At 53.8% G+C, this 559-nt stretch carries 1 rRNA gene; it reads left to right on the top strand.

From position 1 onward, the window contains the following. Positions 1-54: 54 nt before the first annotated feature. Positions 55-559: ribosomal RNA gene (locus L324_RS19680) — 23S ribosomal RNA — on the top strand; the annotation flags it as partial.

Raw genomic sequence — 559 nt, 5'->3', positions numbered from 1 at the left:
GTTTGTTTCTGGTGTGGTGTTTGAGAACTGTAGAGTGGATGCGAGCATCTTTGTGGTCAAGTTATTAAGGGCACATGGTGGATGTCTTGGCTTCAGGAGCCGATGAAGGACGTGGGAGGCTGCGATATGCCTCGGGGAGCTGTCAACCGAGCTGTGATCCGAGGATTTCCGAATGGGGAAACCCAGCACCAGTTATGTGGTGTTACCCGCATCTGAATATATAGGGTGCGTGGAGGGAACGCGGGGAAGTGAAACATCTCAGTACCCGTAGGAAGAGAAAACAACCGTGATTCCGTGAGTAGTGGCGAGCGAAAGCGGAAGAGGCTAAACCATGCACATGTCAAGCTGTCAGGCGTTGTGTGTGTGGTGTTGTGGGACCCGCCTTGAAGAGACTGACATTTCTTCGGGTTGATGTGCTGGTTAGTGGAACGCCTTGGGATGGGCGACCGGAGTGGGTGAGAGTCCCGTACGCGAAAACCAGTTTCAGAGACCTTGGTGGTGTTCCCGAGTAGCAGCGAGCTCGTGGAATTTGCTGTGAATCTGCCGGGACCACCCGGTA

Origin of the sequence: Amycolatopsis orientalis DSM 40040 = KCTC 9412 (assembly GCF_000478275.1) — a bacterium.
GTDB classification, from domain to species: domain Bacteria; phylum Actinomycetota; class Actinomycetes; order Mycobacteriales; family Pseudonocardiaceae; genus Amycolatopsis; species Amycolatopsis orientalis.
This window is presented reverse-complemented; position numbering and strand designations above follow the sequence as displayed.